Origin of the sequence: Clostridium guangxiense (genome assembly GCF_021043395.1) — a bacterium.
In the GTDB taxonomy this organism is placed as follows: domain Bacteria; phylum Bacillota; class Clostridia; order Clostridiales; family Clostridiaceae; genus Clostridium_S; species Clostridium_S guangxiense.
The window spans coordinates 1-15,829 of record NZ_JAJNKE010000063.1 but is presented as its reverse complement, the minus strand read 5'-3'; the positions used below and the strand labels follow the sequence as shown (position 1 = coordinate 15,829).

Sequence of the window (15,829 nt, the reverse complement as noted above, 5' to 3'; positions counted from 1 at the left end):
TCAGCTCGACAAATTCCAGTTTATCAGGATAAATTTGGAGATTGCAATTTTAAAGTTTCAAGTTGTCTATCTATAGTATTTTAAAATGTTAAATAAAATTAATAAATCTAAGGGTCAAATTCTTAAAGTTCTAATTTTTTAAGAGTTTGACCCTAAGGTCTATATATGAAAGGGGATATAAAATGGGAAGATATATTCTTAAAAGAATAGTACAGGCTGTACCGCTGCTATTAATTATTTCAATAATATGCTTTACGCTTATACAATTAGCACCATATAATGCAGTAGATGCTATGACAAATCCTAAAATGTCAAAGAAAGCAATAGAACTAATTAAAATAAAGTATGGCTATGATAAGCCAGCATATATACAATACTTATATTGGCTTAAAGGGGTACTTACAGGACAATTTGGGTATTCGATAGTTACTCACGAAAGTATTTTTAATGATTTAGCTTCGAGGATACCAGCCACAATGATTTTGGTATTACCGTCATACATATGTGCGCTTATCTTATCAATAGTTTTAGGACTTATGGCAGGATTAAATAAAAATAACTGGGCGGATAAAATAATAGATGGATTTTGTTCTATAGGTATATCTATACCAACTTTTTGGTTTGCAATGATTTTGGTTTTTGTATTTGGATATAGACTTGGAATTTTACCTATACTCGGAATGCACACTATAGGGATGAATTCTACAACTGATTTTTTAAAACATTTTATAATGCCATTTATTGTGCTTACATTTGCATTTATGCCAGAAAACACAAGGTATGTCCGTTCTTCTACTATTGGGCAACTTTCAGAAGATTATGTTATGGTGCAGGAAGCTTTTGGGGCAAGCAAATTTGAAATACTGTTTAAACATGTTTTAAAAAATGTACTTCTTCCTATTATAACTAAACTTGGAATGGCACTTCCTATGCTCATAACAGGTGGTGTTATAACAGAAACAGTATTTGGTTGGCCAGGTGTTGGACCATATTTTATTAAGGCAATTCAAGGATTAGACTACCCTGTTGTTATGGCAGTTATGGTTTTATCGTCTACACTTGTTATACTTGGAAACCTCATTTCTGACATACTTTATGTTGTAATAGATCCTAGGATTAAGAGTATGAGGTGATGAAAATGAAAAATAGAAGAATGGAAAATGTAAAAGCAGAACTTAGACATAATAAGGTGGCTTTGTTTTCAATATTATTTCTTATATTTATAGCACTGATATCAGTATTTGCATTTTTATATCCATATAACCCCAACAAGACAAATGTAAGTATAATGCTTCAGGCACCATCTTTAGCACATCCCTTTGGAACAGATGAACTAGGAAGGGATTATCTTGCAAGGGCAATTTATGGCGGAAGAGTATCGCTTTTAGTTGGAATTTTGGCTATGGTTATTTCAACTTCAATAGGCGTGCTTGTAGGTACTTTAAGTGGATACTTTGGTGGCAAAATAGATAATTTATTAATGAGAATGGTTGATATAATATCGTCAATACCTTGGATGATTTTAGTTACTGTTATAAGCATTTTTTTAAAGCCTGGTTTTAAAACCATAATAATTGTAATTGGATTTTTTACGTGGATGGAAATATCTAGACTTGTTCGTGCGGAAACCTTGTCTGTTAAGGAAAGAGAATATGTTTTATATGCAGTATCTACAGGGGAAGTTTCAATGAATATAATAATGAAACACATTATTCCCTCAGTTTTTCCAACCATAATAGTGGCAGCAACAACAGGAATTGCAAATGCAATAATGACGGAATCATCACTTAGCTTTCTTGGAATAGGAATACAACAGCCTATGTCATCTTGGGGAAGCTTACTTCAAAATGCACAAAGCAATCTTCAAAATGCACCATACATGGCAATTTTACCTGGAATATTAATTGTTTTGACTGTTTACTCCTTCAATAAGCTTGGCGATGTTTTAAGAGTATTTGTAGAACCTAAAACTGCATCAGATAGGAAGTGATAATATGGAAGATAATATACTGCTTGAGGTTAAAGATTTAAAGACTAATTTTTACAACAAAGGTGAGAAAATTGAGGCAGTTAGAGGGATAAGTTTTAAAATCAAGGATGGAGAAATTTTAGGCATTGTTGGTGAATCAGGAAGTGGTAAAAGCGTTGCAATGAAATCTATACTTGGAATCGTTCCTAAAAATGCAAAAATTGAAAGTGGAGAAATATTTTTTGAAGGTAAGGATATATTGAAATTATCTGGTAAGGAAAAGCAAAGGATTAAAGGAAATGATATATCAATGATTTTTCAGGATCCTATGACAGCGTTAAATCCTTTAATAACAATAGGAAAGCATCTTGAAGAGGTTATTTTAAGATACAATAAAATTACAAAAGAAGAGGCAAGGAAAAAGGCTGTTGATATCTTAAATTTGGTTGGAATACCAATGGCAGAAAAAAGGTTAAATCAATATCCTCACGAATTTAGTGGAGGAATGAGACAAAGAGTTTTAATAGCTATGGCACTTTCGTCTGAGCCTAAGCTTTTAATAGCAGATGAACCCACAACAGCATTGGATGTTACGATTCAATCTCAAATACTAAATCTTTTGAAGGGACTTAAAGAAAAGAAAAATATGTCTATTGTCCTTATAACCCATGATCTGGGCGTTGTAGCAAGTCTTTGCAGCAGAATAATTGTTATGTATGCAGGAATGATAATGGAAGAAGGGCTCACAGAAGATATATTTTATAAACCGGCACATCCTTATACAAAAGCACTCTTGAACTCAATTCCTAAGGTTGATGAAGATGAAAAGAGAAGACTCGAACCTATTAAGGGAACAGCACCTTCACTTTTAGCTCCTCCTAAAGGATGTCCTTTTGCTGAAAGATGTTCTTTTGCAGCTGATAAATGTTTTGGAGAAATACCTGAGTATAAAAGTATTTCGGAAACTCAAAAAGCACGATGCTTCTTATTAGAGGAAGGAGGAAAGTTATAATGAGTGAAATAGAAAAGAAGTTAATAGAAGTTAACAATTTAAAAAAGTACTTTCCTGTGAAGGGTGCTTTTGGAGTAAATAAAAATAAGTATGTTAAGGCTGTAGATGATGTTAGTTTTTATATTAAAAAAGGAGAAACTTTTGGACTTGTTGGCGAATCAGGCTGTGGAAAATCCACACTTGGAAGAACAATTACAAGGTTATATGACGTAACAGATGGAAAAGTAATTTTTGATGGCAAGGATATAGCAAGATTAAGTAAAAAAGAACTTAAGCCATATCACAAAAGAATGCAAGTTATATTTCAAGATCCATATTCTTCACTTAATCCATATATGAATGTCTCGGAAATAATTGATGAACCTATGGCCATTCATTCAAATTTGTCTAAGAGTGAAAGAATGGACAAAATTGAGGAACTTCTTAAGAAAGTTGGAATGAAGAAGTCGGATATGGACAAATTTCCACATGAGTTTAGTGGTGGACAACGTCAGAGAATAGGAATAGCAAGAGCATTATCTATAGAACCTGAGTTTGTTTTGTGTGATGAACCAATTTCTGCGCTTGATGTCTCCATTCAAGCACAGGTTGTAAATATGCTTGAGGATTTTCAAAGAGATATGGGGCTTACTTATCTTTTTGTGGCACATGATCTATCTATGGTAAAGCATATATCTAATAGAATTGGGGTAATGTATTTAGGAAAAATAATTGAAATATCAGAAAGTAGAGAGCTTTATAAAAATCCACTGCATCCCTATACTAAAGCACTTTTATCTTCTATACCTGTGCCAGATCCTAAAAAGGCAAGTGCAGCGATGCAGAAAGTAATAGAAGGAGAACTTCCAAGTCCAATGGATGTTCCAACAGGATGTAGATTTAGGACAAGATGCCCGTATGCAACTCCAATATGCAGCGAGAAAGAACCAGAAATGAAGGAAGTAGATAAAGGACATATGGTGGCGTGTCATGTGGTTTAAAAAATGTTTATAAAGATTTATGTTATTAATGCAATCACTTAAAATGAAGTTTGGAAAATAAACCAAAGAATGTATTGACATAAAATATAAAGATGATATAATATAAATCATATAATAAATATTATTCATATTTGAGTTATAGGAATATAAATTGAATAAAACATTTAAATCTTATCAAGAGAGGTGGAGGGACTGGCCCTGTGAAACCCAACAACCAACATTTTTCATTTGAATGTATGGTGTTAATTCCTGCAAACTAAGTTTTGAGAGATAAGAGGATAATTAAGTTAACATAGTTGTGCAAAAATCCTCTTAAAGTTTTTTAAGAGGATTTTTTATATGAAATTTTGTAGTTGACTAGAAAAACTAGAGGCTATATTTACTCTTTTAAATAGAGTAGATATAGCCTTTTTAATTTTTATTTATACATTAAAGGAGGAAATTTGATGAGTAAAATCAACCTAAATGCTCAAGCTGTTGAAGTAAGAGAAAATCGCCTTGGTTCAATTACTGGATTTAAAGGTACAGCGGGGCAGCTTGTAAAACTTGGTCAGTGTGGAAAGTTAAAAGACAGCGCACGAAGCTTTAGTCAGTGTATGGGATGCAGTTCTGGAAATGCGTTTTGCCAGCTTTCTATGATAAAGGATGCGGCAATTATTAATCATGCACCTGTAGGATGTATGGGAGATTCTTTTGGATTCAATTTTGTATATAGGGTAGGTCAAATGGAAAGGAAACTTCCAAGAGCAATGGGAAGATATTTTAGTACAAATCTTACTGAGAAAGATACAATTTTTGGTGCAACTCAAAAGCTAGAAGAGACTATTAGAGATGTTTACAAAAGGGTTAAACCGAATGCAATATTTGTAACAACTTCTTGTGCCTCTGCAATAATTGGAGATGATATAGAAAGTGTAACTGATGAGTTAACAGAAGAACTTGGAATACCTGTTGTGGCATGTTTTTGTGAAGGTTTCAGATCAAAAATATGGACATCTGGATTTGATTCAGCGTATCATTCTATCGTTAGAAAAATAGTTAAACCTCCAAAGAAAAAGACAAATAAGGTAAATATAATAAATTTCTGGGGAAGTCACATTTTTGATGACTTGCTTAAAGAGCTTGGGTATGAAGCAAAATACATTGTGCCATTTTCAACGGTTGCTGAACTAGAAAATATATCTGAGTCGGCAGCAACGATACAAATATGTACTACACTTGGAACATATCTAGGAGCCGCATTAGAACAAGTATATGGTGTCCCAGAGATAAAATCTCCACCAGCTTATGGAATTTTAGGTACGGATAATTGGCTTAGAGAACTTGGAAAAGTACTTCATAGAGAAGAGAAAATAGAAGAATATATATCAAATGAACGTGCAAAAATTGTTCCTAAAGTTGAGGAATATCGTAAAAGGCTTAAAGGGAAAACTGCATATATTACAGCGGGTGCTGCTCATGGTCATGCACTCATAGCACTTTTAAGAGAACTTGGCTTAAATGTTCAAGGTGCAGCAATATTTCATCATGATCCTGTATTTGACAATGATGATCCAAAATCTGATGCACTTGCGCATGATGTTAATACTTATGGAGATATACCAAATTACAATGTTTGCAACAAGCAGGCATATGAATTAGTTAATATATTGAATAGAGTAAGACCTGACATAATGATTGCAAGACATGGAGGTATGACACTTTGGGGAGCAAAACTTGGGGTTCCCACGCTTTTGATTGGTGATGAGCAGTTTGGCTTTGGCTATCAAGGGGTAATAAATTATGCTGAAAGAATTATAGAAACTATAGATAATAAAGAATTTGTAACTAATCTTGCAAAGCATAGTACAATGCCATATACAAAATGGTGGCTTGAGCAGGATCCATTTACTTTTCTTGGAGGTGATACAAGTGTCGAACATTATTGAACAACCTAGATTTTCTTGTGCGCTTGGAGCACAGCAGACTGTAGTTGCGATAAAAAGAGCTGTACCTGTTTTGCACTCTGGTCCTGGGTGCAGTGGAAAGGTAAGCGGACTTATAGGACAGGGAGAAGGATATGCAGGAGGAAATACTATACCGTGTACAAATGCCAGTGAAACAGAAATAGTTTTTGGAGGAGAACAGAAACTTAGAAGTGTTATTGATGGAGCTTTTAAGGTGATTGATGCTGATCTTTATGTGGTACTTACAGGTTGTACATCCGATATAGTAGGTGATGATATAGAAACTGTAGTTTCAGATTATCAGAAAAACGGTAACCCAATTGTAGGTATAGAAACTGGCGGCTTTAAAAGTAACAACTATATAAGCCATGAGTTAGTAGTAAACGCAATTATAGATCAATATGTTGATAAGCTTAATGAAAGCATTAAAGTAGAAAAGGGATTAGTGAATGTATTTGCAACAATACCATATCAAGATCCATATTGGAATGGAAATTTAGAAGAAATAAAAAGAATACTTGAGGGAATAGGGCTTAAAGTTAATATTCTTTTTGGAAATGAATCAAATGGAATAGATGAGTGGAAAACTATACCTAATGCGCAGTTCAATATTGTTGTTAGCAATTGGGTTGGACTTAAAATAGCAAAACATCTTCAAGAGAAGTATGGCACTCCATATTATCATTTTCCTTATTTACCTATTGGAGGAGTAGAAACGTCAAAATTTCTAAGGGAAGTTGGAAATTTTGGTGGACTTGATAAAAATAAGGTTGAAAATTTTATTAAAAATGAGGAAGAAAAATTTTATTCGTTTATTGAGAGAACTGCAGATTTTATGCTGGAGTTTAGATATGGGCTTCCTAGAAAGTTTTATACACTTTTAGATTCAAGTTATTCAATAGGGTTTTCCAAATTTCTTTTAAATGAACTTGGAATAATACCAGGTAAGCAGTATGTAGTTGAAGATACACCTGAAGAATTTAGAAATTCAATTATAGAAGAGTTTAATAAAATATCTGAATACAGGTCAGCTGAAGTGGAATTTTCAGTTGATGGAGGAGAAATACAGGATGATATAAGAAAAGATGAACATAAAAACAGATCTTTAATACTTGGCAGTAGTTGGGAAAGAGATTTAGCCAAGGATATAGGCGCAGATCTTTTAATAATAAGTCCGCCGGTGGCTTATAGACTGGTATTGAATTGCACATATGCAGGTTATAATGGTGGATTAAGAGCGATTGAAGATATATATAATATTGTATTAAACACATACAGATAAGAAAATTGCGAAGTAAAAATGCTTCGCTCTCACGGTAGTGCAAGGAAAAAATTCCTCCGTATCTACGGAATTTTAGGTGTGAATCTTTGTACCATTTAAATTTTTATACTATATATTGCCATTAATTTTTATTTAATACTCAGCAATGCATTTGCTTTTATAAAATTAAAGGAAAAAGAAGGTTAAATTATGTCGGATTTAAATTATGAATTTGATACTTTGAAGGTAAGAGGGGGATATGATCCTAAAGAACATAATAACGCAGTTTCAGTACCTATATATGCTACAACATCTTTTGAGTTCGGAAGCACTGAAAGAGCAAGAAATCTTGCAGGTTTCACAGAATTTGGGTATGTATATTCAAGGATTGGAAATCCAACAGTTGGCGTTTTGGAACAAAGAATAGCTAAGCTTCATGGTGCAGCAGCTGCAATAGCAGTTGGTTCAGGAATGGCAGCAATAACTTATACTTTATTGAATGCAGCAGAAAGAGGTGGAAGAATATTAACTACGGCAGAACTTTATGGTGGTACTATTGATGGCTTTAAAAAAGTATTTTCTAATTATGGAATTAAAATTGATATAGTAAAGAATTTAATAGATACCGAACAGTTTAGAAAGGCTATTAAAGAAGATACAAAAGCTATATACATTGAAAGTATAAGCAATCCAAATGCTTCTATAGCTGATATTGAAGCTATAGCTAATATAGCACATGAAAAAGGTATTCCACTTATTGTAGACAATACTTTAGCTACACCATATCTCCTAAATCCAATTAAATATGGTGCAGATATTGTTGTTTATTCAGCCACAAAAGCTATAAGTGGACATGGAAATGTAATTGCTGGACTAATAGTCGAAAGTGGTAAATTTAATTGGAATAGTAGTCAATTTTCACATTTTTTAGAGACTTATCATACTCTAAGGGATTTTAGTGGAAAACCAAGAAATTTTATAGAGGTATTTCGCAACTTTCCATTTACTGCTAGAATCCGTGCAAATTATTTAGCTTACTACGGGGCAACTTTAGGTGCTTTTGATGCATATCTTGTTTTGATTGGCATAGAAACGCTTTCTGAAAGAGTTAAAAAGCAAGTGTATAATGCGGAAAAAATAGTTAATTATCTTGAAACGAAGAAAGAAGTTTCGTGGATTAAATATCCAACGGCTAAAGAAAGTCCTTATAAAGACCTTAAAAATAAGTATTTGCCTAAAGGTGCAGGTGCAGTATTTTCATTTGGAATAAATGGTACATTAGATCAAATCGATAAATTTATTGACTCACTTAAGATTTTTAGCTATCAAGCTAACATTGGAGATGCAAGGTCATTAGTAGTAAATCCGCCTAAAACAACTCACAGCGAACTTACACCAGAAGAGCAAAAACTGGCAGGTATACCTCCTGAAACAATTAGGCTTTCAATAGGACTAGAAGATACAAAGGATTTAATTGAAGATTTAGAACAAGCTTTTAAAGAAGCATTTTTATAGATATGCTTGAAAGCTTGAAATGAAAAACTTCATGGTTTTACAATTAATATTTTTTTAATTCACAGTGCATTGTGCACTAAATAAAAGGAGGCATGAGCATGAGTTATAGAATAGCTGTGGGAAGCAGCGATGGAGTGTATATTGATGAGCATTTTGCTACTGCTTTGCAATTTTTGATATATGAGGTGAAGGGTGATAATTATGAATTTATAGAAAAAAGGAACAATGAAGAATTGTGTGAATGTAGCAGATACCATGAAAATAGATTTGCACCTCTTGTTGAAAAAATCAAAGATTGTAGAGCAATTTTGGTTGGAAAGATAGGTCCTGGCGCAGCGGCAGTACTTCAGGAAAATGGAATTGATTCTTACAATATTTCAGAATCAATTGATGTTGCTTTGGATAAACTTGTTAAATATTATGGTAAATTAAAATAATTGAAAAAACGTATTGACATAGAAGATAAAGATGATATAATTAACACTATAAGTTAAAACATTATTCCTATTCGATTAATAGGAAATAAAATTGAATAAATTATTTAAAATCTTATCAAGAGAGGCGGAGGGACTGGCCCTATGAAACCCAACAACCAGCATTTTTCATTTGAATGCATGGTGTTAATTCCTGCAAAATTAAGTTTTGAGAGATAAGAGGATATTTGAACTTAAGCTAGTTTAAGCTAGTATAGTAAGTTAATCCTCTTCGTATAGAAGGGGATTTTTGTTTTATAAAAATACATATATGGATAGACAACGTGAAAGGTTGAAATTACTAATACCAAGTTTATCCTTATAAACTGGAAATTCACTCAGAGTACAGAGTACAGTGAAGGTGGATTTACCTTTCGTTTATCTCAGGTAAATCTTAGAACTTGATAGTATCAGCTGCGCTGAATACCTATATTTTATACCATGCGGAAGCATTAATTTTAGGATTTTTCGAAGCGATAGCGGAGAAGAATCATCCTTCACTGTCCTCTGTACTCTAAGCCAAATCATAGTTTTGCAGGATAAATATAGAAATTGTGATTTCAAAGTTCCTAGTTGTTCATCTATAAATAATTTGGGGGTGGAATATTATGAATGATAAGAATATTCGTGTAATTAAGAATAATGAGATAAATAACTACACGAATAAGATTTCAGAATTGTTAAAGGATATAAAATATGGTTCTATAACTTTAGTTATACAGGACGGAGTAGTAATACAAATAGAAACCAGTGAAAAAATAAGGCTTAAATAAAATTTTATTTTTTAATAAATAAGGGGGACGTATCATGAAAAAAGTATTTATAAAATCAACTTTAGCAATTTTATTTGCAGCAATAGTTTTTACAGGCTGTGGTAAGAATACTAACACAGAAAACAAGAGTGGAGATAAAGTTTTAAAGATAGGAGCTGTGGCAACACCACATGCAGAAATACTAAATTTTGTAAAGCCTAAATTAAAAAAAGAAGGTATAGATCTAAAAGTTCAGGTTTTTGATGATTCATCTCAATTAAATCCAGCACTTAATGATAAACAAATTGATGCAAATTATTTTCAACACAAACCATATTTGGATTCTGTAGCTAGTGAAAAGGGATATGATTTTGCAGTAGCAGGAAATATTCATGTAGAACCAATTGGATTTTACTCTAAAAAAATTAAAAAAACAAGTGAACTTAAGGATGGAGCAACAATTGCTATACCTAATGATGCATCTAATGAATATAGAGTATTAATTCTTTTGCAAAAACAAGGATTAATTAAAGTTAAAAAGACTATTTCAAGTAAAAATGCAACTATAAATGATATAGCTGAAAATCCTAAACATTTGAAATTTAAAGAAATTGATGCTTACCAAATACCTAGAATATTAGGAGACGTGGATGGAGGAGTTATAAATACAAATATCGTGCTTCAATCAAAAATAGATCCTAACAGTGCTATATTTAGGGAAGACAAGGACTCACCTTATGCTAACATAATTGTAGTTAGAAAAGGTGATGAAAATAAAGCTGCTATAAAGAAACTTGTAAAAGCTCTTCAATCTGAAGATGTTAGAAAATTTATTAATGAAAAATACAAGGGTTCTGTAGTTCCAGCATTTTAAGCAAAGCCTAAAATTAAAACAAAGTTTAATATTTAGAAAAGTAAGGTGAAATTTATATGATAAGCATAAAGAATTTAAGTAAAAATTTTAATACTCCTTATGGAAAGGTTGAGGTTTTAAAAGGTATTAATCTAGAGATAAAAAAAGGAGATATATTTGGAATAATAGGATTTAGTGGTGCTGGAAAATCAACTATGGTTAGGTGCTTGAATTTACTTGAAAAGCCAGATGAGGGTACTATTATAATTGGGGATAAGGATATGACAAAACTTAGTAAAAAAGAGCTTAGAAAAGCAAGAGAGAAAATTGGTATGATATTTCAACAGTTTAATTTGTTTGATTCCAAAACAGTTTTTGATAATGTGGCATTTCCACTGAGGGTAGCTGGATACCCTAAAAACAAGATAAATGAAAGAGTACATGAAATACTTGAACTTGTTGAATTAAAAGATAAAGAAAAAGCTCATCCAGCTCAATTAAGCGGAGGACAAAAACAAAGAGTTGGTATAGCGAGGGCGCTGGCAAATAATCCAGATGTTCTACTTAGCGATGAAGCTACTTCTGCATTAGATCCACAAACGACTTATTCTATTCTTGAATTACTTAAAAATATAAATAAAAAACTTAACCTTACTATAGTTTTAATTACTCACGAGCTTGATGTTGTAAAGTATTGCTGCAACAATGTGGCAGTTATTGAAAAGGGAGTAATCACGGAAGAAGGTCCAACAGATGAGGTATTTTTAAATCCTCAAAGTGATACGGCCAAGGTATTTATTGACATAACAAATAATCTCCAAATTAGTAAAGAAAAAGAGGTGACTGCTGTATGAATGACATTATGTTTGATGTTATTAAACAGGCTTTGGGTGAAACAATTTATATGTCAATAGTAACTAGCATCTTCACCTTTATAATAGGTACTATTTTGGGAGTTGTATTAGTAGTTACAGAAAGGGGAAATATACTACAGGCAACTAGCTTTAATAAATTTTTCGGCACAATAATAAATATAATAAGATCTTTCCCAACAATGATTCTAATAGTAGTGCTGCTTCCATTATCACGTCTTCTTGTGGGAACAACCATAGGTGCAAATGCAGCAATAGTTCCTCTTGTTATAGGACTTGCGCCGTTTTTGGCAAGAATGGTTGAAAATAATATAAAGGAAGTTGATCATGGCAAGATTGAAGCAGCTATATCAATGGGAACTAAATCTATTACTATAATAACAAGAGTTCTTATACCAGAAGCACTTCCATCATTGATTAGAAGTTATACCTTGTGCATAATAACCGTTATTGGAAGTACAACGCTTGCAGGAGCTATAGGTGCTGGAGGTTTAGGAAGTGTTGCACTGAGATATGGTTATGAAAGGTTTGAAACTAGTTATATGATTACAACTGTTGTCATACTTGTGGTTTTGGTTCAGGCCATACAAATAATTGGTGATATTATTGCAAAATTAATAATCAAAAAGAGATTCAAATTTAGTTGAAAATAGGATATGTCTTAAATAAGTGTAAAAAACAATATGCTGACTGGAAAACCAGAGGCTTTAGATAGAATATATTTATCTAAAGCCTTTTTTGTGCATAAGATTTAATTTGTGAAAGGATGGAGATATTATGCCAGGATTAAATGATATAAAAAATCATGACAAGTTTTCAAAATTATCTAATATACACCCCTGTATGGGTGGAAAAGCACATATGAAATTTGGAAGACTTCACTTGCCAGTAAGTCCAACTTGCAATATTCAGTGTAAATTTTGCAAAAGAGATTATAACAATAATGATGAGGATAGGCCAGGAGTTGCTAATGGAATATTAGACCCAAAGGATGCAGTTAAAACGGTAAAAAAAGCCCTTGAATTATGTCCAGATATAACTGTAGTTGGTATAGCTGGACCTGGAGATACCCTTGCTACAAGAAATGCAATTGAAACATTTAAGTTAGTACACGAAGCTTATCCAGAGCTTATAGAATGTCTTAGTACTAATGGACTTTTACTTGAAAAGTATGCAGATGAACTTTATGAGGCTGGAGTAAGTACCATAACAGTTACTGTAAATGCCGTAGATCCTAAAATTCAAAGTCAAATAATATCTTATATTGAGCTGGATGGAAAGAAATACTATGGAGAAGCAGCAGCAAGTATTTTAATAGCTGCTCAACTTAGAGGAATTAAAAAGATAAGTGATTTGGGTATAGTTGTAAAAGTTAATACAGTACTTGTTCCAGGAATTAATGACAAGCATATTGAAGAAACAGCTAAAACAGTTAAGGAGGCTGGAGCAACCTTATATAATATAATTCCCCTAATACCTCAGTATGAACTTAAGGAGGTTCCAGCACCTACTTGTCTTGAGCTAGATTCAGCAAGAGCAAAGGCAGAAAAATATCTTGAAGTATTTAGGCATTGTAAGCACTGTCGTGCAGATGCCTGTGGAATACCAGGTCAAAGAGATCTTTCAAAGGAGTTATATGGAACTCTAAGTGATATAGAAACTTTTTCACATGGTTAATGAAAAAACAGAGTAAAGAGTCTTAAATTTAAGGGAGGATACGAAATGTCAAAAGAAATTAAACAAATAGCTATTTATGGAAAAGGTGGAATTGGAAAATCAACGACAACTTCTAACATAAGTGCAGCATTGTCAGAGCAAGGATACAGGGTTATGCAATTTGGTTGTGATCCTAAGAGTGATTCTACAAATACTTTAAGAGATGGATCGTATATACCAACAGTTTTAGATACACTTCGTGAAAAAAATAAAGTTGATGCACATGATGTAATATTTCAAGGTTTTAATGGAATATACTGTGTAGAAGCAGGTGGACCTGCGCCAGGAGTTGGATGTGCTGGAAGGGGAATAATTACGGCTGTTCAATTATTTAAGCAGCAAAATATTTTTGAAGAGTTAGATTTAGACTATGTCATATATGATGTACTTGGGGATGTTGTATGTGGGGGCTTTGCAACACCTATACGTGAAGGAATAGCAAAACATGTATTTACAGTTTCATCTTCGGATTTTATGTCTGTATATGCATCAAATAATTTATTTAGAGGTATAAAAAAGTATTCAACTTCAGGTGGAGCTTTGCTTGGGGGAGTAATAGGAAATTCTATAAATACAGATTATCAAAAAGAGATTATAGATGATTTTGTAAAAAAGACTAATACTCAGGTTATGGAATATGTTCCACGTTCAGTTACAGTAACTCAAAGTGAACTTCGAGGCAAAACTACAATAGAGGCAGCTCCAAATTCTGAACAAGCGGATATATACAGAAGACTTGCAAATAAGATAGCAAAGCATACAGAATCTAAAACTCCATCGCCTCTAGGTGTAGAAGAGCTTAGAAACTGGGCTTCAAGCTGGGGAGATCAGCTTCTAAAAATAGAAAGTGAAAAAAGTGTTGTAAATAGATAAAGATTTTTATAATTTAAGTTTAAGGGGGAATAATAAAAAGTTCTCCCTTTTAGTAATTATAACTCTGCTATTATATCACCTAGATTTTCTAAATCGTAATTTCCAATTCCCTCAAGCTCTGATTTAAAGGAATCTGAGCGAAGTATATCTATGATTGCTTTAAATTCTGGTTTATCGATATCTTGTTTTTTAAGTACCAAATCATAACTTTCCTTTTGAAGGGGTATAAAATCAATATTCTTTACTTGAAGTCCAGTTTTTTCATTTCCTATAGCAAAATCTGCACCATGTCTAGATATGATACTTGCAGCTGCAAGGTGAGAAAGACATTCTCTATCATATCCATTTATTGAATTGGCATTGATATTAAGAAGTCTCAAATGTTCATCTAAAAGAATTCTAGTTCCGCAGCCCTTCTCACGATTAACCATAGTAATATCTTTTCTTTTTAAATCTTCCCAACTTTTAATTTCTTTTGGATTTCCAGCTGCAACATAAAAACCTTGCATTCTATAGGCTAAATGAATTATTACAGTAGGAATTCCAGGAAGAAGTCTTCTGACAAAGGGAATATTGTATTCTCCAGAATCTCCATCCCAAAGATGTGATGTTGCAACCTGTATTTTACCTAGATAAAGAGAAAGTAAACCATTATAACTTCCAACATAAGAGCGAAGAGCGCGAACACCTTGAGGGTGGACTTGAAGGTAACGGGATAATACATCGAGAAGAATGTCTTGTCCACAAATTATAAAATTGTTTTTGTGATATTCTTCGCTAAGGGGTAAAAGGTTGTTTGTAAATGACGAATAAATTTCGTCCTCTTGGTGTGGTATTTGTTTTTTATCTTGATATCTAGATTTATAGTTTTCTACATCCTTTAAATCTATTCTAATTTTCTTACCGACTCTATAGCAATTTAGTTCACCTCTTTTGATTAATTCATAAACAGTGTTTTTGGATATACGAAGAATTTTTGACACGTCCAAAGGAGTTAAAGTTCTATCTTCCATAATATTAGGACCTCCTTAAGCATATTTTTACAAAAATAAAATTATAGTACAATCTTATTATAAAATTGATAAAAATACAACTGCATTGATGCCATAATATTAAATTAGTGACCGCAAAGTTATCATACAAGAGTTTACATAATAATATTTTTTTTGCTTTTATAATAATTGTGCAAATTTGTGTATAAGACGTTAAAACATAATTTCACCTTAAGTAAAGCAATAAAAACATGTTGAATAAGTCCCAATATGATATAACATGACTAAAAGTGATGTGCAATTAAATTTTTGCAATTACATAACTTAACACAAGTGTTATAAATTGAACATTACATGATTTGTTACAAAACACTGGCTACTTATAATAAAATATTAAATAATAGCGTTAAACGTTAACAAATTAAAAATATATAATGTATATAATTGATGAATTATTAAAAGAATATTGACTTTAAATGCAATCTTGATATATTATATAAATAATTAAATTTACATTAATTAAATTTAATTACATTTATTGTGTAACGAAGGAAACCACTTGCTAAGCAAGTGGAAGAAAAAAGGCTTATGCCGTTGAGCAGAAAAAAACTCCTA

Annotated in this window: 15 protein-coding genes and 2 riboswitches; of the genes, 14 read left to right on the top strand and 1 reads right to left on the bottom strand. The window is 32.3% G+C overall.

Annotated features, from left to right (window positions below; translation table 11 throughout):
* The first annotated feature begins 182 nt into the window (after positions 1-182).
* The 14 genes from LQK79_RS19850 to nifH all read left to right on the top strand — a co-directional run bounded on the left by LQK79_RS19850 (position 183) and on the right by nifH (position 14,222).
* Positions 183-1,133, top strand: coding sequence for an ABC transporter permease (locus LQK79_RS19850; RefSeq protein ID WP_053242215.1), 951 nt, complete (start codon positions 183-185; stop codon positions 1,131-1,133).
* Positions 1,134-1,138: 5 nt separating this feature from the next.
* A complete protein-coding gene (locus LQK79_RS19845) occupies positions 1,139-1,990 on the top strand; it encodes an ABC transporter permease (RefSeq protein WP_053243317.1) in 852 nt (283 codons plus the stop codon).
* Between the two features lie 4 nt (positions 1,991-1,994).
* Complete coding sequence (locus LQK79_RS19840; protein WP_053242216.1) at positions 1,995-2,981, top strand: ABC transporter ATP-binding protein; 987 nt, start codon at positions 1,995-1,997, stop codon at positions 2,979-2,981.
* Positions 2,981-3,961 (top strand): ABC transporter ATP-binding protein, encoded by a 981-nt coding sequence (locus LQK79_RS19835; protein ID WP_053242217.1) that lies wholly within the window; start codon positions 2,981-2,983, stop codon positions 3,959-3,961. The genes LQK79_RS19840 and LQK79_RS19835 overlap by 1 nt, the downstream gene beginning before the upstream one ends.
* 168 nt (positions 3,962-4,129) lie before the next feature.
* Positions 4,130-4,238: riboswitch (SAM riboswitch) on the top strand.
* 169 nt (positions 4,239-4,407) lie between these two features.
* A complete protein-coding gene (locus tag LQK79_RS19830; protein WP_053242218.1) occupies positions 4,408-5,889 on the top strand; it encodes a nitrogenase component 1 in 1,482 nt (493 codons plus the stop codon).
* Positions 5,873-7,189, top strand: a complete 1,317-nt coding sequence (locus LQK79_RS19825) for a nitrogenase component 1 (RefSeq protein WP_231017621.1) — start codon at positions 5,873-5,875, stop codon at positions 7,187-7,189. Before LQK79_RS19830 ends, LQK79_RS19825 begins: the two co-directional genes overlap by 17 nt.
* Positions 7,190-7,378: 189 nt before the next feature.
* Positions 7,379-8,683 (top strand): O-acetylhomoserine aminocarboxypropyltransferase/cysteine synthase family protein, encoded by a 1,305-nt coding sequence (locus LQK79_RS19820; protein ID WP_231017619.1) that lies wholly within the window; start codon positions 7,379-7,381, stop codon positions 8,681-8,683.
* A gap of 98 nt (positions 8,684-8,781) precedes the next feature.
* Positions 8,782-9,120, top strand: coding sequence for a NifB/NifX family molybdenum-iron cluster-binding protein (locus LQK79_RS19815; protein WP_231017618.1), 339 nt, complete (start codon positions 8,782-8,784; stop codon positions 9,118-9,120).
* 109 nt (positions 9,121-9,229) lie between these two features.
* A riboswitch (SAM riboswitch) is annotated at positions 9,230-9,339 on the top strand.
* A 425-nt stretch (positions 9,340-9,764) separates the two neighbouring features.
* Positions 9,765-9,929, top strand: a complete 165-nt coding sequence (locus tag LQK79_RS19810; RefSeq protein ID WP_084756954.1) for a YezD family protein — start codon at positions 9,765-9,767, stop codon at positions 9,927-9,929.
* A 34-nt stretch (positions 9,930-9,963) separates the two neighbouring features.
* The gene (locus tag LQK79_RS19805; RefSeq protein ID WP_053242221.1) at positions 9,964-10,782 is read left to right on the top strand and encodes a MetQ/NlpA family ABC transporter substrate-binding protein; all 819 of its coding nucleotides are present in this window, start codon (positions 9,964-9,966) and stop codon (positions 10,780-10,782) included.
* 56 nt (positions 10,783-10,838) lie between these two features.
* Positions 10,839-11,615, top strand: a complete 777-nt coding sequence (locus LQK79_RS19800) for a methionine ABC transporter ATP-binding protein (protein ID WP_231017616.1) — start codon at positions 10,839-10,841, stop codon at positions 11,613-11,615.
* Positions 11,612-12,280, top strand: coding sequence for a methionine ABC transporter permease (locus tag LQK79_RS19795; RefSeq protein WP_053242223.1), 669 nt, complete (start codon positions 11,612-11,614; stop codon positions 12,278-12,280). The genes LQK79_RS19800 and LQK79_RS19795 overlap by 4 nt, the downstream gene beginning before the upstream one ends.
* Before the next feature lie 130 nt (positions 12,281-12,410).
* Positions 12,411-13,310, top strand: coding sequence for a radical SAM protein (locus LQK79_RS19790; RefSeq protein ID WP_053242224.1), 900 nt, complete (start codon positions 12,411-12,413; stop codon positions 13,308-13,310).
* A gap of 45 nt (positions 13,311-13,355) precedes the next feature.
* Entirely contained in the window at positions 13,356-14,222 is an 867-nt protein-coding gene (nifH, locus tag LQK79_RS19785) for a nitrogenase iron protein (RefSeq protein ID WP_053242225.1), read from the top strand.
* A 56-nt stretch (positions 14,223-14,278) separates the two neighbouring features.
* On the opposite strand, the gene LQK79_RS19780 is transcribed toward nifH, so the two are convergent.
* Complete coding sequence (locus LQK79_RS19780; RefSeq protein ID WP_053242226.1) at positions 14,279-15,235, bottom strand: substrate-binding domain-containing protein; 957 nt, start codon at positions 15,233-15,235, stop codon at positions 14,279-14,281.
* Between the last annotated feature and the right edge of the window lie 594 nt (positions 15,236-15,829).